We start from the raw sequence: 26149 nt of genomic DNA, 5'->3' as shown, positions 1-26149 counted from the left end.
CAGTTGCTCTAGAGCAGCCGCCCGATCAGCGAGACCAGCGCCGGAATATTGATCCCGACCAGCACGATGCCGACGGTACCGGCGATCAGCCGGCCGGGCAGCTTGTTGACCAGGAAGGCCGCCACCGGCGCGGCCAGCAGAGCGCCGGCCATGATGGCCAGCGCCGTGCTGCCGATGGCGGTCAGCGTGGCGGCGCCGAGCCAGAAGGAAAAGACCGCCGCCTGCACGGCTGCCACCACCGGCTCGGCGGCATTGGCGGAACCGACCACCCGCCGCGGTTCGTGGCCCTGCAGCACCAGGCTGGAGGTGACGATCGGGCCCCAGCCGCCGCCGAAGGAATCGAACAGGCCGCCGAGCAGGCCGATCAGGCCGGTCCGGCCCCTGGGCGTCGCTGCGGGATCGAGGTCGCGCCGCCAGCGCAGGGCGCGCAGGATCACCACCACGCCCATCAGGCCCAGATAGAGGGCGGCCAGCGGGCGGATCACCTGAATCGGCAGCAGCGCGATCACGCTGGCGCCGACGATGCCGCCGACAATGCCGGGCAGGATCAGGCGACGGCAGACCGGCCAGTCGATATTGCCGAATTTCCAGTGCGACAGGCCCGAGGCGATGCCGGTGGGGATTTTGGTCACGTGAACGGCGGCGCTGGCCACCGCCGGCGGCATGCCGGTGGCGATCAGCACGCTGCTGGCAATCACGCCATAGCCCATGCCGATGGCGCCATCGATAAGCTGTGCAGCGAAACCGACAGCGGCAAACAAAACCAAATCGAATTCCAAGCGCTGCCTCCTGGCTGCGATAAGGCCTGCACCGGAGCGGCATGCTGCGGCAATCGCCGGAGCAGCTCCCTGCCGGACCCGAAATGTGCCTCGGCCGGCAGAATTAAATATCGGGGTGCCAGGGCAACTCGCCGAAAATGCTTTCGACGTATTCTACCAGAATGGTGACCGCGAGTGACAAGGGTTTGCTGGTATCCAGTGTCAGGTCCGGCTGCGTCGGCGCTTCGTAGGGAGCCGAGATGCCGGTAAAATTCTTGATCTCGCCGGAGCGGGCGCGGCGATACAATCCCTTGGGGTCGCGGGACTCGCAGGTGGCAAGATCGGCTTTCACATAGATTTCGCGGAAATCGTCGCCGATGATGCCGCGTGCCATGTCGCGGAATTTCTGCAGCGGCGAAATCGCCGAAACCAGCACCAGCGAGCCGTTGACCGCCATCAGTTTGGCGACTTCAGCCAGACGCCGGATATTTTCCATGCGGTCGGCATCGGTGAACCCGAGATCGCGGTTCAGTCCGTGACGCAGATTGTCGCCGTCCAGCACCGCGACATGGCGGCCGCGCGTGAACAGCAGGCGCTGCGTGGCCATGGCGATCGTCGACTTGCCGGCACCGGACAGGCCGGTCATCCAGACCACGCCGCCACGATGGCCGTTCATCTCGATGCGTTCCTGCACCGTGACGCTGGTATCGACGGTGGTGATGTCGGTGCTGACGCGGGTGGCGGCGCTCTCGATCACCAGGCCGCCGACGATCTGCGGTCCGCGGATCAGCACGCCGCGGCCGGTGCGCGGCAGGGTTTCGTAGAGGTCGAGCGCCAGCGGCGGCCGCACGCGCAGGATCACGCGGGCGACGCCGTTGCGTTCGATCTGCTGTGCGCTGGCGGAATCGAGCGTTTCGACATCGAGCGTTTCGACGATCGATTCCACCTCGGCATCGCGTTCGGCAGTGCCGATCTTCAGGGTCAGGCGGTCGTTCTTGCGCAGCGGAAGCTTGTCGAGCCAGAACAGGCGCACGGTGAACCGGTTGGCATCGAGCGGCCGGTTATCGGGCGGCGAGGCCAGTGCGCCGCGTTCGACGAACACATCCTCGTCCAGGGTGAAGGCCACGCTCTCGCCGGCTGTCGCCACGGTCAGCAGGGGGCGCGGCACATTGCCGTCCCATTGTTCCAGGGTCGCGACCGTGGCCTCGCGGCCGAGCGGTGCGAAGCGGATGCGGTCGCCCACCCTGAGCTGTCCGCTTTCGATGCGGCCGACAACGATACGCTTGTCGCCATAGCGGTACAGGTCCTGCACCGGCAGGCGCAGCGGCTGCTCTACCGGCAGGGCGCGCGGCGCAAAGGCATCGAGCGCGCCGATCAGGGTCGGTCCCTGATACCATTTGGTATGCGGGCTCGGGCCGACAATGTTGTCGCCCTGGCGAGCCGAGACCGGCACGATGGCCTGCACCTGGATGCCGATGTCGGCGAGATATTTGCGCACCGCGTCGGCCACGGCCTGGAATTTCACCGGGTCATGATCGATCAGGTCGATCTTGTTGACCGCCACCGCAACCTGGCGGATGCCGAGCAGATGCAGCAGGTAGGCATGGCGACGTGTCTGTTCGGCCAGCCCCTGCGCGGCATCGACGACCAGGATCGCGGCATCGGCCTGGGCCGCGCCGGTCACCATGTTCTTGAGAAACTCTTTATGGCCCGGCGCGTCGATGATGACATAGCGCCGCTGCCGGGTGGTGAACCAGATCTGCGTGGTATCCACCGTGATGCCCTGGTCGCGTTCGACCTGCAGCGCATCGAGCAGGAACGACCATTCGAATTCCAGGCCGCGCTTTTCCGACACGGCCTTCAGCTGTTCCAGCTTGCCGGTCGGCAATGAATCCGTGTCATGCAGCAGACGGCCGACCAGGGTCGACTTGCCATGATCGACATGGCCGACGATGACGATGGGGAAGGCGCGGCCGCTATGCAGGCTGGCGGTCTTGGGGGCTGTGGCGAGTGCGACGGCGGACATCTGCGACCTCACATATAGCCCGCGACGCGCAGGCGCTCGAAAGCATCCTCGCTGTCGTGGTCCATGGCGCGGCCGGCGCGCTCGGGTTCGCGGGTTACTTCCAGTTCGGCGATGATCTGCTCGATATCGCGGGCCGGACTGTCGATCGGGAAGGTGATCCCGATCTCGCCCAGCGAGCGGAACCGCTTGTTCTCCGCATTGGCGAAATACAGCGGCACCACCGGAATGCGTTCGCGCTGGATGTAGCGCCAGATATCCAGTTCGGTCCAGTGCAGCAGCGGATGAACCCGCATATGCACGCCATCGGGCAGATCGGCGGCGAAATGGTCCCACAGTTCCGGCGGCTGGTCGCGGAAATCCCAGGCCCCGGTATCGTCCCGGGGGCTGAACACGCGCTCTTTCGCCCGTGTGGCCTGCTCGTCGCGGCGGATGCCGGCGATCACGCCTTTCCACTGGTATCTGGCGATGGCTTCCTTCAGGCCCAGTGTCTTGCGGGCGGCGACGCGCGAATTATGCGGCAGGGTGGGGTCGGTCGCCTCCAGCGGCGGGCAGGCGTCCTTGATCAGTTCCAGGTCCCACTCGGTGGCGTAGCGGTCGCGGAAGGCATAGGTCTCGGGGAATTCCAGGCCGGTATCCAGATGCGCGACCGGAAATGGCACGCGGCCGAGGAAGGCCTTCTTGGCCAGCCAGATCATCACATTGGAATCCTTGCCGAGCGACCACAGCATCGCCAGCGGTTTAATCCGGCTATAGGCTTCGCGGAGGATGTAAACGCTCTGGGCTTCCAGGGAATCTAGGTCGTCATGCATGGCTTTTAATAACATTTTTTGCAGGTACTTTGCCCAAAAAGTATTAATAGATTAAGGAGGTAGCGGGTGGCACCGGGGCGGTATGGATGCCGCATTCGGTCTTTTCGCTGCCCTGCCAGCGCCCGGCCCGGGCGTCCTCCCCGGTGGCCACCGGATGGGTGCAGGGGGCGCAGCCGATCGAGGGATAGCCCTGGGCGACCAGCGGATGGCGCGGCAGGTCGTAACGGGTGAAATAGGCCTCGATCTCCGCCGGGCCCCAGTTGGCCAGCGGATTGAATTTCAGGCGCGCGCCATCGGCCTCGACCAGCGGGATATGCTGGCGTGTGCCCGCCTGGAACCGTTTGCGGCCATTGATCCAGGCGGCAAAGGGTTTCAGCCCGCGGGCCAGCGGCTCAACCTTGCGGATGCGGCAGCAGGCCTCGGCATCGCGGAACCACAGCGTGCCGCCATCGTCCTGCGCCGCCAGCAGTTTCGGATCCGGCGTCAGCACGCGCACATCGGTCAGGCCCAGTCGCGCGATCATCTCGTCGCGGTATTTCAGCGTCTCGTCGAACAGCTTGCCGGTGTCGAGGAACAGTACCGGCGTGGCCTTGTCCACCTGCGCCACCAGATGCAGCAGCACGGCGGATTCGGCACCGAAGGACGAAACCAGGGCGATCTGCCCGGGGAACAGGTCGCGGAGCGCGATGCGCAGGATATCTTCGGCCTGGCGGCCCTGCATCTGCGCGTTCAGTGATGCGGTGTAATCGTTCAGGTCGAGACTGGCGAAGGCGAGCGCGGTCATTCGGCAGCGTCTTTCTTGCGGGAGGCAGCCAGGCGCTGCTTCAGGGCACTGACCCGGCCATCGGCGGCCGGCTGGTAGACATGGCTGAAGCTCTGCATAGCCGTGGCGAAAGCCTCGGCGGCATCCTCGCGCGGAATTTCAAAGGCGTCGAAACCGCTGCGCTGCATATGCCAGAGCTGGTCCTGCAGCACATGGCCGGTGGCGCGCAGCTCGCCCGCATAACCGAAGCGCTCGCGTAGCAGGCGGGCCTGGCTGTAGGCGCGGCCATCGCTGAATTTCGGGAAATTCAGCACGATCAGGTCGAAACGTTCGGCCTCGGGTCCGAAACCGAGCACGTCCACGGTATTCGGCAGGCTGATACCGAGCGGGCTGTTGCGGCCGCCGAGCTGGTCCTTCTCGGCCTGCCAGCGTGCATAACTGATCAGCACGGCGCCGCTGGCCGGCAGCGGGGCATCGTCGGCCACCGGCTGGAACGCATCTTCGCCGACGAGGCGACCGTCTTTAAGCAACGGCCCAGTCTTAAGCAACGGCATAGACGGCCTCCTTGAACGGGGCGAGGCCGACGCGGCGATAGGTGTCGAGGAACCGCTCGTCGCTGGATTTGCGCAGGCGCAGATAGGCCTCCACCAGCGTGTCGATGGCCTCCACTGTATCGCGGACATTCAGCGACGGACCGATCAGGTCGCCGATGGCGGCCTGATCATCGGCCGAACCGCCCAGCGTGATCTGGTAGAATTCCTCGCCCGCCTTGTCGACGCCGAGGATGCCGATATGGCCGACATGATGGTGCCCGCAGGCGTTGATGCAGCCGGAAATCTTGATCTTCAGTTCGCCGATATCGTGGGCGCGTTCCCAGTTTTTGAAGCGCAGCGCGATCTGCTGCGCCACCGGAATCGAACGGGCATTGGCCAGCGCGCAGTAATCCAGGCCAGGGCAGGCGATGATGTCAGACGCCAGACCCACATTCGGCGTGGCGAGGTCGTAAGCCTTCAGCGCCCTGAACAGTGCCGGCAGGTCGGCCTGTTTCACATGCGGCAGCACCAGATTCTGCTCATGGGTGACGCGGATTTCGCCGAAGGAATAGCGCTCGGCCAGGTCGGCCACTGCAGTCATCTGCTCGGCCTTGGCGTCGCCGGGCGCCTCACCCTCTTTTTTCAGCGAGATGGTGACGATGCTGTAGCCCGGCTGCTTGTGCTTGAAGGTGTTGCGCCGCGCCCACAGGCCGAACTCGAAATCGGTGCGGAAGGCATTGGCATATTCCGCCGCCACGCCACCCAGCTTTTCGAAGGCCGGCGGGGCGAACTGTGCCGCGATCTGGTCGATGGCCTCCTGCGGCAGCTTCAGCGCGCCATCTTTCGTGGCGGTGAATTCTTCTTCCACCTTCTCGCGCATGGTGTCGATGCCGATCTCGTGCACCAGGATCTTGATGCGCGCCTTGTAGATGTTGTCGCGGCGGCCGAACTGGTTGTAGACGCGCAGTATGGCTTCCAGATAGCTCAGCAGGTCCTGCCTGGGCAAGAAATCGCGGATGGTCTTGCCGATGAAGGGCGTGCGGCCGAGCCCGCCGCCGACGATCACCTCGAAGCCGGTCTCACCGGTGGCATTTTTGTGCATGCGCAGGCCGATATCGTGCACCCGCACGGCGGCGCGGTCGTTCGGTGAACCGGTGACGGCGATCTTGAACTTGCGCGGCAGAAAGCTGAATTCCGGATGGAAGGTCGACCACTGGCGGATGATTTCGCACCAGACGCGCGGATCCTCGATCTCGTCATAGGCCGCGCCGGCGAACTGGTCGGTGGTGGTGTTGCGGATGCAGTTGCCGCTGGTCTGGATGGCGTGCATCTGGATTTTCGCCAGATCGGCCAGCGCATCGGCGGTGTCTTCCAGCCTGATCCAGTTGTATTGCAGGTTCTGCCGGGTGGTGAAATGGCCCCAGCCGCGGTCGTATTTGCAGCCGATCTGCGCCAGGCCGCGCAGTTGCCGCGCCGACAGCGTGCCGTAGGGAATGGCGATGCGCAGCATGTAGGCATGCAGCTGCAGATAGAGGCCGTTCTGCAGGCGCAGCGGCTTGAACTCGTCTTCGCTGATCTCGCCGCTCAGGCGGCGGGCGACCTGGTCGCGAAACTGCGCGACGCGTTCATCCACCAGGGTCTGATCGATCTGGTCATACTGGTACATGGGGCATCCTTGGTCAGGCTGCTGGCCTGGTTTCGGTCGTGGGGCCGTCCGCACGGATGACCTCGCGATACTGGATCGGCTTCGGCGGCATGCTGCTGGCATCCACCGGAATCAGATATGGCGCGACGACGATGTTCATTTTCGCCTGCGCCTCGGCGATGGCGAGCAGGGCGGCGCCGGCCTCGACGTTGGCGACCACGGAGGCGTCGGCAATGCGGCGGCTCCAGCTGGCCACCTTGGTCAGGTAGACGACATCGCCGCTTTTCAGGTCATTGGCGGTGACCACCTGCGGCTGGCTGTCGAGTTTGGGGGCTTTGGCCATCTCTGTATCCTCAGGCGCTGCGGCGCTGCTGTGTGGTGGTCGCCTGCGCATAGGCCGCGACCTTGCCAATGATGAGCAGGACAGGCCCGTCGCCATGCTGCGCGGCCAGTGTCGGCAGGGCATGGAGCTGGCCGGCGCTGACCTGCTGGCTGATGCGGGTGCCGTTCTCGATCAGAGCGACCGGCAGCGATGGCGCCACACCGGTATCGAGCAGGCGGTCGCGGATGGCGGCGGCCTGACCAAGGCCCATGTAGACGACAATGGTTTCACCGGCCTGGGCGCGGTCTGCCCAGGCAAGGCTGTCTTCGCCGCTTTTAAGCTGGCCGCTGACCAGGCTGATGCCATGGCTGAGATCGCGATGGGTGAGCGGGATACCGGCCGCTGCCGCGCAGCCGAGCGCCGCGGTGATGCCGGGAATCACGGAAACGGCGATGCCGCGTTCGGTCAGGTAATCCATTTCTTCGCCGCCGCGGCCGAAGATGAAGGGATCGCCGGCCTTCAGCCGCACCACGCGCCTGCCCAGAACAGCATGGGCCGCCAGCTGCGCATTGATTTCGTCCTGGCCGACACTGTGGCGGCCCTTGCGTTTGCCGACCGGGATGCGCTCGGCATCGCGGCGCACGCGGTCCAGAATTTCCGGCGCCACCAGCGCGTCGTAGAGCACGATATCGGCATCCATCAGGGCGCGCTGTGCGGCAAGGGTGAGCAGATCGGGATTGCCGGGGCCGGCGCCGACCAGCTGCACATGGCCACTGACGGCATCCTGCGGGCTGTTGAGCGCCGCCATCAGGGCACTGCGCGCGCTGCTGCGGTCGCCGGCATAGACTTTAGCCGCCACGGCACCATCGAAGACGCGCTCCCAGAAGTGCTTGCGCTGGGCCGCGTCGCGAATGACGCGCGCCACCGTGCCGCGGAATTCCCCGGCCAGCGCGGCGAGATCGCCCAGGCGGGCTGGCAGCAGGGCCTCGATCTGTGCGCGGATGCGGCCGAGCAGCAGCGGTGCGGTGCCGTTGGAGGAGATGCCAATCGTGATGTCGCCGCGCTCGATGATGGCCGGCACGGTGAAATCGGAAAGATCGGCGCGGTCGACCACATTGACCAGGAGGCCGCGCGCCCGCGCAGCGGTGGCCACGATCTCATCGGTGGCTTCGCCAGTGGCGGCAATCACCAGCCGCATGCCGTCCAGCAACGCCGGGGTGAAGGCGGTGGCGCGATGGACAATGGCGCCGTCATCGGCCAGCGCAGAAATTTCAGCATTGAGGTCGGGGGCGACGACCTGCACGCGGGCCCCGGCCTTGCGCAGCAGGCGAATCTTGCGGGCGGCATTTTCGCCGCCGCCAACCACCAGGACCGCGCGGTCCTGCAGGTTCAGAAATCCCGGAAAGCTATGCATGGCAGGCCGACCCTTCCGTCGCCAGCAGTATTCTGTGTGGAATAACTTATTTAACGCTATTAATTGAGAGTCAATAATTAAATACTGTTATAAATGATAAAATATAAATAATAACTATAAATAACTGTTATTATTGCCTGGCGCCCGGCCCGTCTATTACCTTCTTGGTAATTGTTAAAGCGCTGATCCGCTTCAATTATCACTCCAGTTTCGTCCCTGAACAGGAGCCTGACCATGATCTCCAACAGCCGTATTGCCACCATCCTGCGGATCGATGCCGCGCTTTGCTTTGCCTGCGGCCTGCCCGGCCTGCTCGCCCCGGCCTGGCTGGCCGGTTTCCTGCTGCCGCAGCAAGGCACCGTGCTCGGCCTGCCCGCCGCCACGGTGCTATGGGAACTGGGCATCCTGCTGGTTGCCTATGCCGGATTGCTGCTGCTGGCGGCGGTCAAACCCGGCCTTGATCGCCCGGTGCTGCTGATCAGCGCCGTGGCCGATGCCGGCTGGGTGCTCGGCACCCTGGCACTGGTGGCGCTGTTTCCGGCCAGCTTCAGCGGCTGGGGCATCGTCGCCCTGGCGGTGGTGGCGCTCGACACCGGCCTGCTCGGCCTGTGGAAGCTGCGCTGGCTGCGCGGCAACAGCAGCCAGCCGCTCGCGGCCTGAGAGAAAAACGGGGCGGCTGGACAGGCCGCCCCGGCTTTCCGCACAGTGCATCAAACATCGGGAGTGCTGCGATGAGCCAGGCGACCATGCAGGGGGCGACACGGCAGCCGGTCGCCCAGACCGGCTTTGGCACGCTGATGCGACAATGGCGCCGGCGCCGGGGCCTGAGCCAGCTCGATCTGGCCGGAAGCGGTGGCGTGTCGCAGCGTCATGTCAGCTTTCTCGAATCCGGCCGCGCCCGGCCGAGCCGCCAGATGGTGCTGCATCTGGCCGAACTGCTGGATATGCCGCTGCGCGAACGCAATCGTCTGCTCCATGCCGCCGGCTTTGCCGCCGCCTATCGCGAAAGCGGGCTGGAGGCGCCGCATCTGGCCGAAGCGCGCCGCGCGCTCGATCTGCTGCTGAAGCAGCATGAACCGTTTCCCGCTGTCGTGGTCGATGCCGGCTGGACCGTGCAGCTCGCCAACCAGGCGGCGCAGCGCATGATTGCTTTCCTGCTCGGGCCGCATCTCGACCCGGCGAAACCGGTGAACTTCATGAAGCTGCCGCTGCATCCGCAGGGCGCGCGACCCTATATCCGCAACTGGCGCGAGGTGGCCGGTGCGCTGCTGCACCGGCTGCAGCGCGAGGCGATGGACAGCCCCGCCGCCGCCGTGCTGGCCGAGGTACGCGGCTATCCCGATGTCGATGCGCTGTGGCGCAGCGTCGACTGGGACAGCGAGCCGCGCCCGCTGCTCGGCTTCGCCATCGAGAAGGACGGGCTGGTGCTCGATCTCATCACCATGATCGCCACTTTCGGCACGCCGCAGGATGTCACCCTGCAGGACCTGAGGATCGAAACCTTCCTGCCGGCCGATGAGGCCAGCGAAAGCCTGCTGCGCGGCCTGGCCTCGCATTGAACGCGCCGGAAATGAAACCGGGCGTTGCGCGGCGATGCGGGTTGAAAATCGCCGTGCCGTTGATGCGGATCAAGGCGGCAGGCCGGTAGCGGTCCGAAACTGCGGCATCTTTTCTGAGGAGATGCCGCATGCGCGCCGCCGATATCATGACCGTTCCGGTCCACACCCTGCGTTCTGAGGATACCGTCGCCCATGCCGTGCAGCAGATGCTGCAGCGGCATATCAGCGGCCTGCCGGTGGTCGACAAGGCGGGCAGTCTGGTCGGCATGGTGACCGAGGGCGATTTCCTGCGCCGCGGCGAGACCGGCACCGAGAAACAGCGGCCGCGCTGGCTGCAGTTCCTGCTCGGCCCCGGCCGTTCGGCGGAGAGTTACACGCAAAGCCATGCCCGCATGGTCGGCGAGATCATGAGTACCGACGTGGCGAGCGTGACCGAGGGCACGTCGCTGGCCGATATCGTGGCCCTGATGGAAAAGCGCCGGGTGAAACGTGTGCCGGTGCTGCGCGACGGCAAGGTGGTCGGCATTGTCAGCCGGGCCAATCTGCTGCATGCCCTGGCCGGCGCGCTGGGCGACATCCGCCCGACCAGCCAGAGCGACAGCCAGATCCAGCAGCAGATTCATGCCGAACTGAAGAAGCAGGACTGGGCGCCGCTGGGCAGCATCAACATCATCGTGCGCGACGGTGTGGTGCATCTCTGGGGCGCGATTTTCGATGACCGTGAACGCGTGGCGCTCAAGGTGCTGGCCGAAGCCACGCCGGGCGTGAAGACGGTGGAAGATCACCTGGTCTGGATCGAACCGGTTTCGGGCATGTATCTGACGCCGCCGGCGGCCTGATCCTCCGGAATCGCATCGGGCCGGATATCGCAAAGCCGGCCGGTTTGCGCCACAATCGGGCCTTCCGTATCGAAGGACCGTGTCATGGCTGCGCTTACGCTGGAAAAATGGAATCTCACCATCGGTGACGGGAAGGGGCTGTTCTGCATCCTCGGCCTCAATGTGATCGAGGATATGGACCTCGCGCTGGCCACCGCCACCGAACTGAAGGCCCTTACCACCGAACTCGGCCTGCCCTTCGTCTTCAAGGCCAGCTTCGACAAGGCCAACCGCTCGTCGATCAACAGTTATCGCGGACCGGGACTGGACGAAGGCCTGAAGATTCTCAGCGCCGTGAAACAGGCACTGAACGTGCCGATCGCCACCGACCTGCATGAGCCTTTCCAGGCCGAGCCGGTGGCGGCGGTGGCCGACCTGGTGCAGATTCCGGCCTTCCTGGTGCGGCAGACCGACCTGATCGTGGCCGCCGCGCGCGCCACGCAGAAGCACAAGGGGCTGCTTCATGTCAAGAAGGCGCAGTTTCTGGCGCCGTGGGACTGCCGCAGCATCCTGCACAAGATCGAACAGGCGGCCGGACCCGGCATGACCATCCTGTGCGAGCGCGGCGCCAGCTTCGGCTACAACAACCTGATCGTCGACATGCTGGCCATCCCCGAGATGCAGAGGCTCGGCGTGCCGGTCACCATCGATGCCACCCATGCCGTGCAGCTGCCCGGCGCGCGTGAGGTGGCGGGCGGCGGCGTCGCGGCCGGTGGCCGGCGCGAGGGCGTGGCGGTGATTGCCGCGGCTGCCGTGGCGGCTGGCGCCGACGGTGTCTTCCTGGAATTTCATCCCGACCCCGACAAGGCGAAATGCGACGGGCCGAGCTGTCTGCCGCTGTCGTCCGCGCGGGCCGTCCTGACGCGGCTGAAGGCGCTTTACGCCGCCGCGCGGCACTAGGCGCAAAAACGCCGCCCGCGCCCTGAGCGGGGCACGGGCGGCGCGATCGTTACCGGCTACGAGTTACCGGGGCGGTCCGCGGTGATCTGCGTCGAGATGCGGCGCGCCTCGGCCAGATGCTGCTGCACCAGCCTTGCCGTCTCGCTGGAGGCGCTGCGCAGCGCCGGGTTCTCGCCGCTGCGTGTATAGGCGTTATGCAGGCGCAGTTCACGCTCCTGCGCCTCGACCAGCAGGGTGATATAGCGCTCGTCGAAACTGTTGGTCGAAGCGTTCTGCAGCTCGTTCAGTTTCTGCTGCATATGCGTCGTGAGGATCGGTGCGGCCGGCGCAAGGCCAGCCTGGCGCGCCGCAGCCGTGATCCTGCCGGTCGAGGCTGCGTGCTGGGAGGCCATCTGCTGTGCGTATAATTTCACCTCGGCGCTTTGCGCCCGCTGCACGGCGATCTTGCTGGCCTCCATCTGGAACAAATCCGCATTGCTGGCATATGTCACGAAATTCTGAGCCGTCAGAGGCTGGCGCTGGGCCGCGGCGGCCTGCTGCTGATCGGCTTTCATGCCGCCTCCGGCCAGCACCGGCGGAATGGCAAAGCTTGCCGCCACCAGAGCCGTGGCGCCGAGCCGCGCCAGCGAATGAATGCGTCTCATCGTATTTTCCTCCAAGTCTGTTGCGGGGGAGAAAAACACGAGGCTGACCCAGATGTTCCGGGCGAGTGTCCATGGCATAGCTTGCGCCGGGAGATGCGCGCGGCCGACCCTGCTGAAGGCGCTCTGTGTCGCTGCCCGGTAACATAAAAAAAACCGCCCCCGCCAAAGACTGGCGGAGGCGGTATGCCTGACCGTGATGGAAAGACGTTTTAGGTTTCGCTGGCCAGCAGCGTGGAGATCTTGAGGCCGGCGGCAATATGCTTCTCGGTCACCGTCGCCATTTCGGACGAGGTGCCGCGCATCATCGACTGATCGCCGCCCTGACTGTAGCCGCGATGCAGCGCCAGGGCTGTCTCATGCGACTCCATCTGGGTCCGGGCGTAGAGCTTGTCGAAGCCTGAGGTCGACATCTTCCGTAGCTCATCCAGTTTGGCAACCTGCGGTGCGGACAGAATCCCCACAGTCGGCGACACGCCGGCCTGCTGCGCGGCGACATTGATCCTGGACATTGCCGCGCCGTGATCGTTCAGCACCTGCTGGGCGAACAGGCGAACCTGTTCGTTCTGCGCGCGCTCGACGCCGATCTTGCTGATCTCGTATTCGTAGAGATCGGACGATTGCGCGCTGTAAACATAGCCGGCGGCGGTCATCGGCTGCGCATAGACGACACGGTCGACGCGCGGCGCAGGGTAGGCCGTGGTCTGCGCCAGGACCGGCGTGATAGCGAAGGTGCCGGCGATCAGGGCGGTGGCACCGAGCAGTGCGAATGAATAAATCTGTTTCATCATATGTCTCCGGGAAAAATTGGATTTACAGACCTGACAGGCCTGTTACCGGAGAGATGGCGATCGTCCGCACCGATTCACAGTGGCGGGCCCGGTGCTATTCTGTGACAACGCCGCGATGGTGACGCATCGTCGGGATTGATGGAGACCTGATGGAACGGAATGCACGGGGTTCAGTTGACGTTCAGTCCGGCTTTAGCAAAAAGTCCGGCCTCACGTCTCAGGCAGGCCCGATGCGCCAGCGCGGCCGGGCCGCCATCACCAGTTCGCCGGCGGCATCGCGCAATTCGACCAGGCCGTCGATCGGCTGCGCGCGGGACCAGTCCAGTTCCGGCATCGTGCAACACGCCGTGATCGGCCCGCGCGCCTTCTTCAGATAGTCGCTGTCGAAGCCGGTGACGATCCAGCGCGTGCCTTTCGGCGGCTGGCGGCTCATCAGCGCCAGGTTCGCCGTCAGTTCGGCCAGGTTGGTCAGCGCCACGGCATGCAGCGAGCGCAGATGGTTGCGCACGCGGCGCCGGTCGGCCATGCGTGCCTCGGCAAAACCCGGGCCAAGGGTCAGCACCCGGGCGCCGATACTGCCGGCATAGGGCACGGTGACCCCGACCAGCCAGCTGAACAGCCGGCGGCCGAAAGGCAGGCGATTGAGGCCTGCCCACTGGCGCAGGACGGCGGGCTGCGCCGTCGGCGCGGTGGGGTCGTGAAGGGTGATGGTGCTCATTTTGCAGTCCTTGCGGTGGCTTTGCGGATCACCACCGGCACGGCGATGGCATCCCAGATCAGGTCGGAGAGTTTTTGCGCCGCTCCGGCGGGTTTGAGGCTGGTGTGGCCGGCGCGCTGCATGCGCAGCCAGGTCTGCACCGGGCCGATCACCAGGCTGAGCAGCAGTTCGGGCGGCAGCGGCCTGAGGATGCCGGCGGTCATCGCCGGCCTGAGCCGCAGCAGCAGCGGGTGCAGGAAATCCGTCGTGCCGTGCTGCAGGCGGGATTCCGCCGCCTGCAGCGCGGGATGATGGCGATGCTCGGCCAGAAAACGCGCCGCGGCCGGGTTGCGCACCGACCAGTCGATATGCGTGGCCACGAAAGCATCCAGCAGGGCGCGGGTGGTGTCATGGCGTGCCAGTTCGGCCGCCAGCACCGCGCGATAGCGCTCCAGCAGATCCTCATACAGCGCGCCGACCAGACCCTCGCGGCTGCGAAAATGGTGATACAGGCTGCCGATCGAGATATCGGCCGCATCGCGCACCTGCTCGATGGTGGTGGCATCCACGCCCTGTGTGTCGAACAGGGCCAGCGCCGCAATCAGCGCACGCTGGCGAGTGCCGGCGCCGGTGGCTATGTCACGGGCGACTGTGTCACGGGCGGCGGCGGGATCGGTTCTGGCCGGCTTGCGCAGGGGCTTGGTCATGGCCCGGCGGTTATAGCGCCGATTAGAATAAAATTCTAGAATAAAATTCTAAATGGCGCCGATTGCCACCACCCGATCCGAACCTGCCGGCTCTTGCCACCGCCGTCCGGGGCTTTAGAGTCGCGGGTCCTGCATCGTTTTTCGCGGCGCCGCCTCGCATCCGGCGCCGCTTCTGGGGAGTGAATCATGGCGAAAGAGCTGCATCATTTCATCGGCGGCAAGAAAGTGCCCGGCAAGTCGGGCCGGTTCCTCGATGTCTACAATCCGAGCACCGGCGAAGTCGCCGCGAAGTCGCCGCTGGCCACCCGGGCTGAGGTCGAGGCGGCGATTGCCGACAGCCAGAAGGCTTTCGTCGAATGGAGTGCCACCTCGCCGATGGTGCGCGCCCGCGTGATGTTCAAGTTCAAGGAGCTGTGCGAAAAGCATGCCGACGAAATCGCCCTGCTGATCGCCAACGAGCATGGCAAGGTGGTGTCGGATGCCAAGGGCTCGCTGCAGCGCGGCCTGGAAGTGGTGGAATTCGCCTGCGGCATTCCGCATCTGCTGAAAGGCGAATACTCCGACAGCGTGGCGCGCGGCATCGATGTCTATTCGATGCGCCAGCCGCTCGGCGTCGTCACCGGCATCACGCCGTTCAATTTCCCGGCCATGGTGCCGATGTGGATGTTTGCCGTGGCGATTGCCGCCGGCAACACCTTCGTGCTGAAGCCGAGCGAAAAGGACCCGTCCTGCCCGCTGCGGCTGGCTGAACTGATGCTGGAGGCCGGGGCGCCTGCGGGCGTGCTGAACTGCGTGATCGGCGACAAGGAAGCGGTCGACACGCTGCTGGCCGATCCGCGCATTCAGGCGGTCAGCTTCGTCGGCTCGACGCCGATCGCGCAATATGTCTATGCCACCGCGGCGGCGCACGGCAAGCGGGTGCAGGCCATGGGCGGTGCCAAGAACCACATGATCATCATGCCCGATGCCGATATGGACCAGGCCGTGGATGCCCTGATCGGTGCCGGCTACGGTTCGGCTGGCGAACGCTGCATGGCGGTTTCGGTTGCCGTGCCGGTCGGCAAGAGCACGGCCGACAGGTTGGTCGAGGCGCTGGCGCCGCGTGTGCGTGCGCTGAAAGTAGGCCCCAGCACCGACAAGGATTCCGAGATGGGTCCGCTGGTGACCAAGGAGCATCTCGCCAAGGTGAAGGGTTATGTCGATACCGGTGCCGCGGAAGGCGCCAAACTGGTGGTCGACGGCCGCGGGATGAAGCTGCAGGGCTATGAAGGTGGTTATTTCATGGGCGGCTGCCTGTTCGACAACGTGACGCCGGACATGCGCATCTACAAGGAAGAGATATTCGGGCCGGTGCTCAGCGTGGTGCGCGCCAACAGCTTCGAGGAAGCGGCGAAGCTGCCGACCGAACATGAATTCGGCAACGGCGTGGCGATCTTCACCCGCGATGGCGATGCCGCCCGCGACTTCGCCGCCAGAGTGCAGGTCGGCATGGTCGGCATCAACGTGCCGATCCCGGTGCCGCTCGCTTTCCACACCTTCGGCGGCTGGAAGAAATCGGCCTTCGGCGACACCAACCAGCACGGTCCGGAGGGTGTGAAATTCTACACCAAGATCAAGACGGTGACGGCGCGCTGGCCGACCGGCATCCGATCGGGTGCGGAATTCAACATTCCGACCATGAAGTGATCCGGCGATAGCCGATCAGGGCGGGCGGCAGATGACTCTGCCGCCCGTTTTGTTTTAAACAGGCTGCCAATCTGCTTTAAAGACAAGATGTCCATCCTCGAAGACTATCGCGCCCGGCTCAGCGCCGGCCATCTGGCGGAAGACCAGGCCCAGGCACTGGCGGCCGAAAAGCTGGAACTGCTGAGCCGGCGGCTGGTGCAATACCAGCCCGGCACCGAGGATACCTGGCTGCAGAAACTGAGTTTCGGCCGCAAGCGCGAGCCGGCACCGCAGGGGCTCTATATCTACGGCGATGTCGGCCGCGGCAAGTCCATGCTGATGGACCTGTTCTTCGACAAGGCACCGGTGGAGAAGAAGCGCCGGGTGCACTTCCATGCCTTCATGCAGGAGGTGCATGCCGAGATCTACCGCTATCGCCAGCTACCGGCAGAGGATGCCGAGAAAAAGGCCGGCGGCGACGATCCGATCAAGCCGACGGCGAAAAAGATCGCGAAGTCAGCCTGGCTGCTCTGCTTCGACGAGATGCAGGTCAGCGATGTGGCCGATGCGATGATCCTCGGCCGGTTGTTCGAAAAGCTGTTCGAGCGCGGCGTGGTGGTGGTGGCGACCTCGAACCGCCATCCTGATGACCTTTACAAAAGCGGCATCAACCGCCAGCTTTTCCTGCCCTTCATCGCGCTGTTCAAGGAGAAGCTGGATGTGCTGCATCTGGCAGCCAGCCGCGACTATCGCCTGCAGCGCATCGCCAAATCGCCGGTGTGGTTCAGCCCGCTCAGTGCCAAGTCGACGCTGGCGCTGGACCATGCCTGGAATCTGCTGACCGACGATGCCGAGGGCGAAGCGGCCGAGATCGAATTGCTGGGCCGCAAGCTGATGGTGCCGTTGCAGGCGCGCGGTGTGGCGCGTTTCAGCTTCGGCGAGCTCTGCGAACAGCCGCTCGGCCCGGCCGATTTCCTCGCCATCGCGCGCAGTTTCCACACCGTGATGATCGACGGCATCCCGACGCTCAGCCCGGCCAAGCGCAACGAGGCCAAGCGTTTCGTCACCCTGGTCGATACGCTGTATGAGGCAAAGGCGAAGCTGCTGGCGACCGCCGATGCGCCACCGGAAACGCTGTATCCGGAGGGCGAAGGCGCCTTCGAGTTCCAGCGCTGCGTGTCGCGGCTGAATGAGATGCAGAGCGAGGAGTATCGTGCCCTGCCGCATATCGGCGGATAGACGCGGCGCGAACCAATTAACGTTAATTGGGCAGCAGCAGGTCTCGGGCGCGATCCAGTCGCGCGTTGGTGAAGCTGGCACCGGCCAGCAGGGCGCCGGCGAAACGCCCATCGGTCAGGTCGGCGCCGGTCAGGTCGGCCCCGCTCAGGTTGGCATCGCGCAGATCGGCGGCCACCAGGCTGGCGCCGCTCAGATTCGCACCGACCAGGATGGCACGTTTGAGCTTGGCGGCGCCCAGATTGGTGCGGGCGGCGCGCGCATGCGGCGCATCGTCCTTGATCGCGGCGAGATTGGCTTCGGTCAGGTTGGCGCCATCCAGTGTGCTGCGTGCCAGGCTGGCGCCGCGCAGGTTGGCCTTGACCAGATCGGCGTCGCGCAGGTCGGCGAAATTCAGCCTGGCCAGCGCCAGATTGGCGTTGGTCAGCGTCGCCTTGGAAAAGCGTGCGCGTTCCAGCAGCGCGCCCATCAGGTTGATGCCGCGCAGGTCGCGGCCGGAGAAATCGAAATCGCTCAGATCGGCGCGCAGGCCCTGGCGGCCTTCGGAATGCACCCAGAGTTCGTGCTGCTTCAGCACTTCGGCCAGATCGGCATCGGCATGGCGCGAGGCGGCAGCGAAAATCGCCGCGGCCAGTTCCGGCAGGCTGCGGCTGCCGGCATCGACGATGGCGCCGCGCAGATCGGCGCCGGCGAAATTGGCGCCGCCGAGCTGGGCCCCCGACAGGCTTGCGCCGGACAAATTGGCGCCGGAGAAATCGGACTGCTGCAGGTCGGCACCTTCCAGTCGGGCCGAGGTCATCTGCGCCTTGCGCAGGTCGGCGCCGCGCAGGTTGCTGTCGTCCAGGTTGGCGTCGGCGAAGTCGGCATGGAGCGCAAAGGCCTTGGGCAGTTGCGCGCCGGTCAGGTCGGCACGCTGCGCCGAGGCACCGGAAAGATCGATCGCCCGTTTGGTCGGGCCGCTTTCGGCGATTCGGCCATCGGCGTCGTAGACCGGGGCGAGCGCTTCGGCGCCGTTCGATTCGGACATGTTGGCGTCATTCAGGCCGGCGGCACGCAGGCAGGCGCCGCGCAAATCGGCCCAGCGCATGTCGGCGCCATCCAGTGTGGCATTGCGGAAATCCGATCCGCCGCATTTCGACATGGACAGCCGGGCGCCATCGAGGCGGGCGCGATGCAGCCGGGCGCCGGTCAGATCGGCCAGGGTAAGATTGGCCCCGGTCAGATCGGCATCCGACAGGTCGGTGAAGGCGAGAGTGGCAGGCTGGGCGCCAGGCTTGCCGGCGAGATGGGCTTCATGCTCACGCAATACATCGCGCAGCTTTTCAGCGCCAACCTTGGTCAGATGCGCGGGAGCCCCGCGGGTAAAATCGCCCATAACGCTCAGCGGCCTTGCCTAAACATACCTACAGAAGATTCGGCCGCGAGTGTAACGCGGACCGGCTTTACCGATCCAGCCGTTTGCCCCCTGTTTGGTCTTTAGTCTAGCAGATCAGCCGCGGCGTTCCACCATCAGCTTCTTGATTTCGCCGATGGCCTGCGCCGGGTTCAGCCCCTTGGGGCAGGTCTGCGCGCAGTTCATGATCGTGTGGCAGCGGTACAGCCGGAACGGGTCTTCAAGATTATCCAGTCGCTCTCCGGTCATCTCATCGCGGCTGTCGGCGATCCAGCGATAGGCCTGCAGCAGGACTGCGGGGCCGAGATAACGATCGGAATTCCACCAGTAGCTCGGGCAGGAGGTCGAGCAGCAGGCGCAGAGAATGCACTCATAGAGACCGTCGAGCTTCTTGCGGTCGTCGGCCGACTGCAGGCGTTCGCGCGCGGGCGCCGGGCTCTGGGTCTGCATCCACGGCTTGATCGAGGCATACTGGGCATAGAAGTTGGACAGGTCGGGGACCAGGTCCTTGATCACCGGCATATGCGGCAGCGGGTAAATCTTCACGTCACCGTCGATGTCCTCGCAGGCCTTGGTGCAGGCCAGCGTGTTGCCGCCGTCGATGTTCATGGCGCAGGAGCCGCAGACACCCTCGCGGCAGGAGCGGCGGAAGGTCAGCGACGGGTCGACCTCGTTCTTGATCTTGATCAGCGCATCGAGAACCATCGGGCCGCAGTCGTTCATGTCGACTTCGTAGGTGTCGACCTGCGGGGTCTTGCCGTCATCCTGGTTCCAGCGATAGACGCGGAACTTGCGGACCTGGCGCTCCTCGCCCGGCTTGGCCGGCGGCAAGGCCCAGGTCTTGCCTTCGGTGATCTTCGAATTCTTCGGCAGCGCGAACTCAGCCATGGGGGAGGTATCCTTGCTTCCTTAGTAAACGCGCTTCTTGGGCTCGATATACGAGACCTCGTTGGTCAGCGTGTAGGTGTGCACCGGGCGGTAGTCGATGGTGACGCCACCCTTGTCGCCGAGCCAGGACAGGGTGTGCTTCATCCACTCCTTGTCGTCGCGATCGGCATAGTCCTCGCGGGCATGCGCGCCGCGGCTTTCCTTGCGGTTCTCGGCCGAATGCATGGTGACGACGGCCTGGCGCACCAGGTTGTCGAGTTCCAGCGTTTCGACCAGGTCCGAATTCCACACCAGCGAGCGGTCGGCCACGCCGATATCCGGCATCATCTTGTAAACGTCGTCGATCAGGCTGACGCCTTCCTTCAGTACCTCGCCAGTGCGGTAGACGGCGCAGTTGTTCTGCATCGTGCGCTGCATCTTGTCGCGGATCTGCGCGGTCGGACTGCCGCCCTTGGCATTGCGGAAGTGATCGAGGCGAGCCAGCGCGTTGTCGCCGGCGCCCTTGATTTCGCGATGCTTGGCGTTCTTGTCGACTACCTGGGCGGCGCGAATCGCAGCGGCGCGGCCGAACACCACCAGATCGATCAGCGAGTTGGAGCCCAGACGGTTGGCGCCATGCACCGACACGCAGGCCGCTTCGCCAACGGCCATCAGGCCGGGCACAACGCTGTCCGGGTTGCCGTCCTTCAGGGTCAGCACCTCGCCGTGATAGTTCGTCGGGATGCCGCCCATGTTGTAATGCACGGTCGGCAGCACCGGGATCGGCTGCTTGGTCACGTCGACGCCGGCAAAGATCTTGGCGCTTTCCGAGATGCCGGGCAGGCGCTCGTGCAGGATCTTCGGATCGAGATGATCCAGGTGCAGGTAGATGTGGTCCTTGTTCTTGCCCACGCCGCGGCCTTCGCGGATTTCCATGGTCATGGCGCGGCTGACGACGTCGCGCGAGGCCAGGTCCTTGGCCGATGGCGCATAACGTTCCATGAAACGCTCGCCGGCCGAGTTGACGACATAGCCGCCTTCGCCGCGCGCGCCTTCGGTGATCAGGCAGCCCGAACCGTAAATGCCGGTGGGATGGAACTGCACGAATTCCATGTCCTGCAGCGGCAGGCCGGCGCGCAGCACCATGCCGCCGCCGTCGCCGGTGCAGGTATGGGCCGAGGTGCAGCTGAAATAGGCGCGGCCGTAACCGCCGGTCGCCAGCACCACCATATGGGCGCGGAAGCGGTGCATGCTGCCATCGGCCAGGTTCCATGCCATCACGCCGCGGCAGGCGCCGTCCTCGTCCATGATCAGGTCGAGGGCGAAGTATTCAATGAAGAACTCGGTGTCGTATTTCAGCGACTGCTGGTACAGCGTGTGCAGCATCGCATGACCGGTGCGGTCGGCGGCGGCGCAGGTGCGCTGGGCCGGCTCGGCGCCGAAATTCTTGGTCATGCCGCCGAAGGCGCGCTGGTAGATCTTGCCTTCCGGGGTGCGGCTGAACGGCACGCCGAAATGCTCCAGTTCGACCACGGCCGGCACAGCCTCGCGGCACATGTATTCGATCGCGTCCTGGTCGCCGAGCCAGTCGGAGCCCTTGACGGTGTCGTACATATGCCAGCGCCAGTTGTCCTCGCCCATGTTGCCGAGGGCGGCCGAGATGCCGCCCTGCGCCGCCACGGTGTGGCTGCGGGTCGGGAACACCTTGGAGATGCAGGCAGTCTTCAGCCCGGCAGCGGCCATGCCCATGGTGGCGCGCAAGCCCGCGCCGCCGGCGCCGACAACGACGACATCGTAATAGTGGTCGTGAACCTGATAGCTGGCGGGCATGGGTTTAGGCTCCGAAAAACAGCTTGAGCACCGACAGGGCGGCGATGCCGCCGAGGATGAAGGTGGCGAAGGTGATGCCGAGCAGGCTGGCCATCTTCAGGCCCTCGCTGTGGACATAGTCCTCGATCACCACCTGCAGACCCAGCTTCATATGCCAGAAGACGGCCAGGATGCTGAGCAGGGCGACGAGGGCGAACAGCGGATGCCGGAAGGAGGCCGCGACGGCGGCATGATCGCCGGTCGCCAGCTTGAGCAGGCAGACCAGCATGACCAGCAGCAGCGGGATCATGGCCATTGCGGTGACGCGCTGCAGCCACCAGTGCTGCACGCCTTCCTTGGCGGCACCCAGGCCGCGGACATTCTTGAGCGCGCTGCGCATCGGTTTGTTGGCATTGCTCATGATGCGCTCCTCACTTCCAGGCGTAGGCCAGAATCCAGGCCAGCACGGTGAGCACCACCGAGCCGCCGATGACCAGCCAGCTGGCGCGGTTGGCTACCGCAAGGCTGTAGCCGCGACCGGTATCCCAGACCAGATGACGGATGCCGCTCAGCAGGTGGTAGAACAGCGCCCAGGTGAAACCGAACAGGACGAGGCGGCCGAGCCAGGAGCCGAGGCAGGCCTGCACCATCGCGTAATAGTCCGGGCCGGCGGCAGCGGCGACCAGCCACCAGGTCAGCAGCACGGTGCCGGCGGCCAGGCCGCAGCCGGTGGCGCGGTGCAGAATCGAGGTCGCCATGGTGACGGGCCAGCGGTAAATCTGCAGATGCGGAGAGAGCGGTCGTTCGACGTTCGCCATTTTGTGCGCCTTCGCCCCTGGAGCGGTCCTGGGGCATAGAGGTGGGGCGGTCCGCCGGCGGCGCAGGGGAAAACGGCCGAGTCGACGTCCGAAAGCAGGCCGGATACTAGTCCTGAAGCCCGCGTAGTCAATCATTGGTGATCTTGTTTTTAGTCGCCTAAACCCCATCCCGGCAAGGGAAATTGCCGGGGACGCGCTGCATGCTCGCGGGGCTGGAATTGCGAGTCTGTCGCAACATGGCCGGGCCCTGAAGCCGGCCCGGCCATATCGCGATTGCAAGGCTCAGCGCAGATCGTAGGCGCGCTCGCCATGGGTGGTGATATCCAGGCCGTCGGACTCGTCTTCCTCGCTGACCCGCAGGTTCCCGCTGGCTTTCAGCATCGCGAAGATACCCCAGGAGACCAGGCCCGACCACAGGGCGGTGACGCCGAGGCCAAGTAGCTGCGCCTTGAACTGCATCAGCGCCGTGACGCCCTCGGCAAAGCCGGTGCCGCCGAAGCCGGGCTGGCCGACAATGGCGACGAGCAGGATGCCGAGCGCGCCGCCGACGCCGTGCACGGCGAAGACATCCAGCGAGTCATCGAGTTTCAGGCGCTGCTTGAGCAGGTTGGTCACGGTGAAACAAATGCTGCCGCCGCACAGGCCGATCAGCACTGCGCCGCCCGGGCCGGCCACGCCGGCGGCCGGGGTGATGGTGGCCAGGCCGGCGATCAGCCCGGTGACGATGCCGACCAGCGAGGGCCGGCCATAGCGCAGCCATTCGATCGCCATCCAGGTCAGCGCGCCGGTGGCGGCCGCGATATGCGTCACCATCATCGCCATGCCGGCCGAGCCATTGGCGGCCAGCGCCGAACCGGCATTGAAGCCGTACCAGCCGACCCACAGCATGCCGGCGCCCGTGGCGGTCATGCCCGGGCTGTGCGGCAGCAGCGGTTCATGCGGGAAGTCGCGGCGCCTGCCCACCATCAGCGCGGCCACGATCGCGGCCATGCCGGCAGTGACATGCACCACCAGACCGCCGGCGAAATCGATCACGCCGTGATCGGACAGCCAGCCGCCGCCCCAGATCCAGTGACAGACCGGCACGTAGACCAGGAACAGCCACAGGCCGGTGAACAGCACCACGGCCGAGAAACGGATGCGTTCGGGCCAGGCGCCGACGATCAGTGCCGGGGTGATGATGGCAAAGGTCATCTGGAACATGAAGAAGACGGTTTCGGGCAGGCCGTCCTTCAGCGTCTCGGCAGTCACGCCGGCCATGAAAGCGCGGTCGAAGCTGCCGATCCAGTTCTGGCTGCTGCCGCCATCGGTGAAGGCGAGGCTGTAGCCGGCGATCAGCCAGAGCAGCGAAACCAGCACGGCGATCAGCACGCAGTGCATCACCACGCTGAGCGCATTCCGCGACCGTACGAGTCCGGCATAGAACAGCGCCAGGCCGGGCAGGGTCATGAACAGCACCAGCGCGGTGGCAGTCAGAATCCAGGCGGTGTTGGCCGCATCCAGCGGCTTGTCCTCCGCCGCGAAAGCGGCAAGCGGCAGGCAAAAGGCAGACAGCAAGACTGCCGGCGCCGTGAGGCGGCGCAGAGCGAAGGCGATCATTTGGAATCCCACCCTGTTGAACGTTTGTTAGGCCCATCCTGCCGGCGGGCGAAACGCCGGCAAAATAGGCAGAATGCCCAAGCACGAGGCATGCCAAACGACCGGCATGGGAAATGCTGGAAAAGATCAGGACGGGCAGTTAAGGCGCAGCGATTGCCATCAAATTCAGCATATTTATGCTGAAATGCTGTGCTTTTGCCTATTTTTTAATCTACCGGCGCCGCTTTTCCCGTCGCGGCATCAGCACCCAATAATCCAGGTCGAGCACCACGCTGTCGGGGTATTTGCCGGCGGGGTCCTTGTCCGGGAAGTTCGCGGCCGGCTGGTCCTTCACCGCGAGGGTGCGGAGGCGCAGGGCGGCGACATCGGTGCGGCCCTCCAGCTCGGCCTTATCCAGTACCTGCGACCAGGCATAGATGGTGTTGCCGGCGACGGTGGGGTTGACATGTCGTCCGCCATTGATGGCGACGACGAAGGCGGCGTTGCCCAGGCCATTGAAGCTGAGCGCCCGCGCCAGACTGATGATGTGGCCGCCATAGATCAGGCGGCGGCCGAGTTTGTCCTGTCCCTGGCGATGCTGGTCGAAATGCACCTTGGCGGTGTTCTGGTACAGCCGGGTCGCCAGCATGTGCTCGGCTTCCTCGATGGTCATGCCGTCGACATGGTCGATTTTCTCGCCGGGCTCGTAATCCTCCCAGCCATGGCGGCTGCCGGCCAGCACCCAGTCGTAATGCGCGAAGTTCAGGCCGGTCGGGAGGCGCAGCTGCTCAGGCGCGACATGATCGCTCAGCCGCGGCACGCGTTCCTCGGCGATAACCGCACTTTCGTCGCGCTTTTTCACCATCACCCAGCGCACGTAATCCAGCACCAGCTCGTCGCCGTCCTTGTAGCCCTGGCTGCGCACATAGACGACGCCGGTCTTCTTGTTCGAATTCTCCTTCAGGCCGATCACGCGCGAGACCGTATGGATGCTGTCACCGGTGAAAACCGGTGCGAGCCAGCGGCATTCGGCGTAACCGAGATTGGCCACCGCATTCAGCGAAATTTCCGGCACGGTCTTGCCGAACACGACATGGAAGGCGAGCAGGTCGTCGACCGGGGCGGCGCGCAGGCCGAGCCGGCGGGCGAAACTGTCGGCCGACTGCACGGGAAAGCGCGGGCCATACAGCGCGGTATAGAGCGCGACATCGCCGGCCGTAACCGTGCGCGGCGTGGCATGGCGGATTTCCTGGTCGAGCTTGAAATCCTCGAAGAAGTTGCCCGGATTGGTCTTGTCGCTCATCGTTCCGCTTTCCTGTTTTTTCCTGTCGTCATTCCCGCGAAAGCGGGAATCCCATTTTTCTGTCACCGAAACAAATGGGACCCCGGATCAAGTCCGGGGTGACGATTATGCCTGCAGTTTCGCAATCGCCTCAGCCAGGGCGGCCAGCTTCTTCGCCTGCTCGACATGCAGGTTCTCGATCAGCTTGCCATCCACCAGCACCACGCCCTTGCCTTCCTTCGCTGCCGCCTCGAAAGCGGCGATGATCTTGTGCGCCCAGGCCACCTGCGCCTCGGTTGGGGCGAATACGCGGTTCGCGGCGCCCAGCGTCTTGGGATGAATCAGCGTCTTGCCGTCGAAGCCGAATTCCAGGCCCTGCCGGCAGGCGGCCTCGAAACCGGCGTCGTCGTCCAGATCGAGATAGACACCATCGAGGATTGCCAAACCGTAAGCGCGCGCCGCCAGCAGGCACAGACCCAGCGCGGTGATCACCGGCAGGCGCAAAGGCGTGTGCTGGGCATTCAGATCCTTGACCAGGTCGGAGGTGCCCATCACCAGCGCCGCCAGCCGCGGCGAGGCGGCGGCGATCTCTTCGGCGCGCAGGATGCCCTTTGGGGTCTCCATCATGCACCAGATCGCGGTTTTATCCTGGCCATGCTGCTGCAGCAGGGCTTCGGCAGCCTGTACCTGGGCGGCACTTTCCACCTTGGGCAGCAGGATGGCATCGGGCACGGCCCCGGCGGCGGCGATAATGTCGTCCCTGCCCCAGGGCGTGTCGAGGCCGTTGCTGCGGATGATCAGCTCCCGGGCGCCATAGCCGCCGGCGGCGACGGCCGCGCAGACCTGCTCGCGCGCCATCGCCTTCTGCTCCGGCGCCACCGCATCTTCCAGATCGAGGATCAGGGCATCGGCGGCGAGCGTCTTGGCTTTGTCCAGTGCCCGGGCATTGGAGCCGGGCATGTAAAGCACGCTGCGGCGGGGGCGGGCGGAAGCGGCCATGCGGAATGCCTCGTCGAATTGTTGCGGTGCAATAAGTTTGAATTGGGCCACTATAAACG

General features: G+C 65.1%; 26 protein-coding genes. 6 read left to right on the top strand and 20 right to left on the bottom strand.

Annotation, left to right across the window (positions count from 1 at the left end):
* Nucleotides 1-8 precede the first annotated feature (8 nt).
* The 8 genes from OJJ21_RS21145 to cysG all read right to left on the bottom strand — a co-directional run bounded on the left by OJJ21_RS21145 (nt 9) and on the right by cysG (nt 8270).
* Entirely contained in the window at nt 9-779 is a 771-nt protein-coding gene (locus OJJ21_RS21145; protein WP_297689601.1) for a sulfite exporter TauE/SafE family protein, read from the bottom strand.
* 103 nt (nt 780-882) lie between these two features.
* Entirely contained in the window at nt 883-2784 is a 1902-nt protein-coding gene (cysC, locus tag OJJ21_RS21140; protein ID WP_297689599.1) for an adenylyl-sulfate kinase, read from the bottom strand.
* A gap of 8 nt (nt 2785-2792) precedes the next feature.
* The gene (cysD, locus tag OJJ21_RS21135; RefSeq protein ID WP_297689597.1) at nt 2793-3593 is read right to left on the bottom strand and encodes a sulfate adenylyltransferase subunit CysD; all 801 of its coding nucleotides are present in this window, start codon (nt 3591-3593) and stop codon (nt 2793-2795) included.
* A gap of 43 nt (nt 3594-3636) precedes the next feature.
* Nucleotides 3637-4377, bottom strand: a complete 741-nt coding sequence (locus tag OJJ21_RS21130) for a phosphoadenylyl-sulfate reductase (protein ID WP_297689595.1) — start codon at nt 4375-4377, stop codon at nt 3637-3639.
* The gene (locus OJJ21_RS21125; RefSeq protein WP_297689594.1) at nt 4374-4910 is read right to left on the bottom strand and encodes a DUF934 domain-containing protein; all 537 of its coding nucleotides are present in this window, start codon (nt 4908-4910) and stop codon (nt 4374-4376) included. Before OJJ21_RS21125 ends, OJJ21_RS21130 begins: the two co-directional genes overlap by 4 nt.
* Nucleotides 4897-6555, bottom strand: a complete 1659-nt coding sequence (locus OJJ21_RS21120; protein WP_297689592.1) for a nitrite/sulfite reductase — start codon at nt 6553-6555, stop codon at nt 4897-4899. Before OJJ21_RS21120 ends, OJJ21_RS21125 begins: the two co-directional genes overlap by 14 nt.
* 13 nt (nt 6556-6568) lie before the next feature.
* Nucleotides 6569-6877: a DUF2849 domain-containing protein gene (locus tag OJJ21_RS21115; protein ID WP_297689590.1), complete on the bottom strand. Its 309-nt coding sequence runs from the start codon at nt 6875-6877 to the stop codon at nt 6569-6571.
* 10 nt (nt 6878-6887) lie between these two features.
* On the bottom strand, nt 6888-8270 hold the full coding sequence (cysG, locus tag OJJ21_RS21110; protein WP_297689588.1) for a siroheme synthase CysG: 1383 nt from the start codon (nt 8268-8270) through the stop codon (nt 6888-6890).
* 234 nt (nt 8271-8504) lie between these two features.
* Here cysG and OJJ21_RS21105 point away from each other — a divergent pair, with 234 nt between their 5' ends.
* The 4 genes from OJJ21_RS21105 to kdsA all read left to right on the top strand — a co-directional run bounded on the left by OJJ21_RS21105 (nt 8505) and on the right by kdsA (nt 11607).
* Nucleotides 8505-8930 (top strand): hypothetical protein, encoded by a 426-nt coding sequence (locus tag OJJ21_RS21105; RefSeq protein WP_297689586.1) that lies wholly within the window; start codon nt 8505-8507, stop codon nt 8928-8930.
* A 71-nt stretch (nt 8931-9001) separates the two neighbouring features.
* Entirely contained in the window at nt 9002-9829 is an 828-nt protein-coding gene (locus tag OJJ21_RS21100) for a helix-turn-helix transcriptional regulator (protein WP_297689585.1), read from the top strand.
* Nucleotides 9830-9957: 128 nt separating this feature from the next.
* On the top strand, nt 9958-10668 hold the full coding sequence (locus OJJ21_RS21095; RefSeq protein WP_297689583.1) for a CBS domain-containing protein: 711 nt from the start codon (nt 9958-9960) through the stop codon (nt 10666-10668).
* An 84-nt stretch (nt 10669-10752) separates the two neighbouring features.
* A complete protein-coding gene (gene kdsA / locus OJJ21_RS21090; protein WP_297689581.1) occupies nt 10753-11607 on the top strand; it encodes a 3-deoxy-8-phosphooctulonate synthase in 855 nt (284 codons plus the stop codon).
* Nucleotides 11608-11663: 56 nt separating this feature from the next.
* Here the strand turns inward: kdsA and OJJ21_RS21085 are convergent, their stop codons facing one another.
* From OJJ21_RS21085 to OJJ21_RS21070, 4 genes are all read right to left on the bottom strand, one after another.
* Nucleotides 11664-12251, bottom strand: coding sequence for a DUF4142 domain-containing protein (locus OJJ21_RS21085; RefSeq protein WP_297689579.1), 588 nt, complete (start codon nt 12249-12251; stop codon nt 11664-11666).
* 209 nt (nt 12252-12460) lie between these two features.
* A complete protein-coding gene (locus OJJ21_RS21080) occupies nt 12461-13039 on the bottom strand; it encodes a DUF4142 domain-containing protein (RefSeq protein ID WP_297689578.1) in 579 nt (192 codons plus the stop codon).
* Between the two features lie 217 nt (nt 13040-13256).
* Nucleotides 13257-13757: a DUF4442 domain-containing protein gene (locus OJJ21_RS21075; RefSeq protein ID WP_297689576.1), complete on the bottom strand. Its 501-nt coding sequence runs from the start codon at nt 13755-13757 to the stop codon at nt 13257-13259.
* Nucleotides 13754-14443: a TetR/AcrR family transcriptional regulator gene (locus OJJ21_RS21070; protein WP_297689574.1), complete on the bottom strand. Its 690-nt coding sequence runs from the start codon at nt 14441-14443 to the stop codon at nt 13754-13756. Before OJJ21_RS21070 ends, OJJ21_RS21075 begins: the two co-directional genes overlap by 4 nt.
* A gap of 186 nt (nt 14444-14629) precedes the next feature.
* Here OJJ21_RS21070 and OJJ21_RS21065 point away from each other — a divergent pair, with 186 nt between their 5' ends.
* Both OJJ21_RS21065 and zapE read left to right on the top strand, forming a co-directional pair.
* Complete coding sequence (locus tag OJJ21_RS21065) at nt 14630-16129, top strand: CoA-acylating methylmalonate-semialdehyde dehydrogenase (protein ID WP_297689572.1); 1500 nt, start codon at nt 14630-14632, stop codon at nt 16127-16129.
* Between the two features lie 87 nt (nt 16130-16216).
* Nucleotides 16217-17347: a cell division protein ZapE gene (zapE, locus tag OJJ21_RS21060; RefSeq protein ID WP_297689570.1), complete on the top strand. Its 1131-nt coding sequence runs from the start codon at nt 16217-16219 to the stop codon at nt 17345-17347.
* Between the two features lie 22 nt (nt 17348-17369).
* Here the strand turns inward: zapE and OJJ21_RS21055 are convergent, their stop codons facing one another.
* The 8 genes from OJJ21_RS21055 to OJJ21_RS21020 form a co-directional block, all read right to left on the bottom strand.
* Nucleotides 17370-18719 carry a pentapeptide repeat-containing protein gene (locus tag OJJ21_RS21055; protein WP_297689568.1) on the bottom strand — a complete coding sequence of 450 codons (1350 nt, stop codon included), beginning with the start codon at nt 18717-18719 and terminating at the stop codon, nt 17370-17372.
* A 114-nt stretch (nt 18720-18833) separates the two neighbouring features.
* Nucleotides 18834-19625 (bottom strand): succinate dehydrogenase iron-sulfur subunit, encoded by a 792-nt coding sequence (locus OJJ21_RS21050; protein WP_297689566.1) that lies wholly within the window; start codon nt 19623-19625, stop codon nt 18834-18836.
* 21 nt (nt 19626-19646) lie between these two features.
* Nucleotides 19647-21434, bottom strand: a complete 1788-nt coding sequence (sdhA, locus tag OJJ21_RS21045; protein WP_297689564.1) for a succinate dehydrogenase flavoprotein subunit — start codon at nt 21432-21434, stop codon at nt 19647-19649.
* A 4-nt stretch (nt 21435-21438) separates the two neighbouring features.
* On the bottom strand, nt 21439-21834 hold the full coding sequence (sdhD, locus tag OJJ21_RS21040) for a succinate dehydrogenase, hydrophobic membrane anchor protein (RefSeq protein WP_297689562.1): 396 nt from the start codon (nt 21832-21834) through the stop codon (nt 21439-21441).
* Nucleotides 21835-21844: 10 nt separating this feature from the next.
* Nucleotides 21845-22231, bottom strand: a complete 387-nt coding sequence (gene sdhC, locus OJJ21_RS21035) for a succinate dehydrogenase, cytochrome b556 subunit (protein ID WP_297689561.1) — start codon at nt 22229-22231, stop codon at nt 21845-21847.
* 282 nt (nt 22232-22513) lie between these two features.
* Nucleotides 22514-23830, bottom strand: a complete 1317-nt coding sequence (locus tag OJJ21_RS21030) for an ammonium transporter (RefSeq protein WP_297689559.1) — start codon at nt 23828-23830, stop codon at nt 22514-22516.
* A gap of 211 nt (nt 23831-24041) precedes the next feature.
* The gene (locus OJJ21_RS21025; RefSeq protein ID WP_297689557.1) at nt 24042-25112 is read right to left on the bottom strand and encodes a MaoC family dehydratase; all 1071 of its coding nucleotides are present in this window, start codon (nt 25110-25112) and stop codon (nt 24042-24044) included.
* A gap of 105 nt (nt 25113-25217) precedes the next feature.
* Nucleotides 25218-26090, bottom strand: a complete 873-nt coding sequence (locus tag OJJ21_RS21020; protein ID WP_297689555.1) for a CoA ester lyase — start codon at nt 26088-26090, stop codon at nt 25218-25220.
* Nucleotides 26091-26149: the final 59 nt, after the last annotated feature.

The sequence above is a fragment of the Ferrovibrio sp. genome, from assembly GCF_025869515.1.
Taxonomy (GTDB): domain Bacteria; phylum Pseudomonadota; class Alphaproteobacteria; order Ferrovibrionales; family Ferrovibrionaceae; genus Ferrovibrio.
This window is presented reverse-complemented; position numbering and strand designations above follow the sequence as displayed.

What these genes read in the sequence shown, in the direction of transcription:
- kdsA (WP_297689581.1), top strand. Translation starts at nt 10,753, where the DNA reads ATGGCTGCGCTTACGCTGGAAAAATGGAATCTCACCATCGGTGACGGG.
- sdhC (WP_297689561.1), bottom strand. Translation starts at nt 22,231, where the DNA reads ATGGCGAACGTCGAACGACCGCTCTCTCCGCATCTGCAGATTTACCGC.
- OJJ21_RS21025 (WP_297689557.1), bottom strand. Translation starts at nt 25,112, where the DNA reads ATGAGCGACAAGACCAATCCGGGCAACTTCTTCGAGGATTTCAAGCTC.
- OJJ21_RS21065 (WP_297689572.1), top strand. Translation starts at nt 14,630, where the DNA reads ATGGCGAAAGAGCTGCATCATTTCATCGGCGGCAAGAAAGTGCCCGGC.
- OJJ21_RS21100 (WP_297689585.1), top strand. Translation starts at nt 9,002, where the DNA reads ATGAGCCAGGCGACCATGCAGGGGGCGACACGGCAGCCGGTCGCCCAG.
- OJJ21_RS21055 (WP_297689568.1), bottom strand. Translation starts at nt 18,719, where the DNA reads ATGGGCGATTTTACCCGCGGGGCTCCCGCGCATCTGACCAAGGTTGGC.
- OJJ21_RS21105 (WP_297689586.1), top strand. Translation starts at nt 8,505, where the DNA reads ATGATCTCCAACAGCCGTATTGCCACCATCCTGCGGATCGATGCCGCG.
- OJJ21_RS21075 (WP_297689576.1), bottom strand. Translation starts at nt 13,757, where the DNA reads ATGAGCACCATCACCCTTCACGACCCCACCGCGCCGACGGCGCAGCCC.
- OJJ21_RS21120 (WP_297689592.1), bottom strand. Translation starts at nt 6,555, where the DNA reads ATGTACCAGTATGACCAGATCGATCAGACCCTGGTGGATGAACGCGTC.
- cysC (WP_297689599.1), bottom strand. Translation starts at nt 2,784, where the DNA reads ATGTCCGCCGTCGCACTCGCCACAGCCCCCAAGACCGCCAGCCTGCAT.
- OJJ21_RS21070 (WP_297689574.1), bottom strand. Translation starts at nt 14,443, where the DNA reads ATGACCAAGCCCCTGCGCAAGCCGGCCAGAACCGATCCCGCCGCCGCC.
- sdhA (WP_297689564.1), bottom strand. Translation starts at nt 21,434, where the DNA reads ATGCCCGCCAGCTATCAGGTTCACGACCACTATTACGATGTCGTCGTT.
- OJJ21_RS21115 (WP_297689590.1), bottom strand. Translation starts at nt 6,877, where the DNA reads ATGGCCAAAGCCCCCAAACTCGACAGCCAGCCGCAGGTGGTCACCGCC.
- OJJ21_RS21050 (WP_297689566.1), bottom strand. Translation starts at nt 19,625, where the DNA reads ATGGCTGAGTTCGCGCTGCCGAAGAATTCGAAGATCACCGAAGGCAAG.
- cysG (WP_297689588.1), bottom strand. Translation starts at nt 8,270, where the DNA reads ATGCATAGCTTTCCGGGATTTCTGAACCTGCAGGACCGCGCGGTCCTG.
- cysD (WP_297689597.1), bottom strand. Translation starts at nt 3,593, where the DNA reads ATGCATGACGACCTAGATTCCCTGGAAGCCCAGAGCGTTTACATCCTC.
- OJJ21_RS21030 (WP_297689559.1), bottom strand. Translation starts at nt 23,830, where the DNA reads ATGATCGCCTTCGCTCTGCGCCGCCTCACGGCGCCGGCAGTCTTGCTG.
- OJJ21_RS21130 (WP_297689595.1), bottom strand. Translation starts at nt 4,377, where the DNA reads ATGACCGCGCTCGCCTTCGCCAGTCTCGACCTGAACGATTACACCGCA.
- OJJ21_RS21095 (WP_297689583.1), top strand. Translation starts at nt 9,958, where the DNA reads ATGCGCGCCGCCGATATCATGACCGTTCCGGTCCACACCCTGCGTTCT.
- OJJ21_RS21080 (WP_297689578.1), bottom strand. Translation starts at nt 13,039, where the DNA reads ATGATGAAACAGATTTATTCATTCGCACTGCTCGGTGCCACCGCCCTG.
- OJJ21_RS21125 (WP_297689594.1), bottom strand. Translation starts at nt 4,910, where the DNA reads ATGCCGTTGCTTAAGACTGGGCCGTTGCTTAAAGACGGTCGCCTCGTC.
- OJJ21_RS21020 (WP_297689555.1), bottom strand. Translation starts at nt 26,090, where the DNA reads ATGGCCGCTTCCGCCCGCCCCCGCCGCAGCGTGCTTTACATGCCCGGC.
- OJJ21_RS21085 (WP_297689579.1), bottom strand. Translation starts at nt 12,251, where the DNA reads ATGAGACGCATTCATTCGCTGGCGCGGCTCGGCGCCACGGCTCTGGTG.
- zapE (WP_297689570.1), top strand. Translation starts at nt 16,217, where the DNA reads ATGTCCATCCTCGAAGACTATCGCGCCCGGCTCAGCGCCGGCCATCTG.
- sdhD (WP_297689562.1), bottom strand. Translation starts at nt 21,834, where the DNA reads ATGAGCAATGCCAACAAACCGATGCGCAGCGCGCTCAAGAATGTCCGC.